Here is a 244-nt window from a genome sequence, read left to right as displayed (position 1 = left end):
GCATAGACCAGCCAGGATGCAGAGCAGCGAATTGGACATTCCTGGAATCGCATTCAAAAGGCCAATCACAATGGTTAACAGCACGATATCAGCTGCCCCATGCGAACGAATCAGCTTCATCAATTGATGCCGATGCGCCACGGTTGGGTCAACCACCAGCATCAGTTCGCGCCGAAAATCCCAGACCAATAAAATCAGCCCAATCAGCGCTAAAATACCCCCAACCGTCAAAACAATTCTGCGT

At 50.0% G+C, this 244-nt stretch carries 1 protein-coding gene; it reads right to left on the bottom strand.

The genetic code is table 11. The annotated features are described in order from the left end of the window. Positions 1-244: hypothetical protein (locus LJE08_RS14345; RefSeq protein WP_227403627.1), on the bottom strand; the 244-nt coding region annotated here is incomplete at both ends.

The organism is Holdemanella sp. DFI.5.55, assembly GCF_020593575.1.
GTDB classification, from domain to species: domain Bacteria; phylum Bacillota_I; class Bacilli_A; order Erysipelotrichales; family Erysipelotrichaceae; genus Holdemanella; species Holdemanella hominis.
This window is presented reverse-complemented; position numbering and strand designations above follow the sequence as displayed.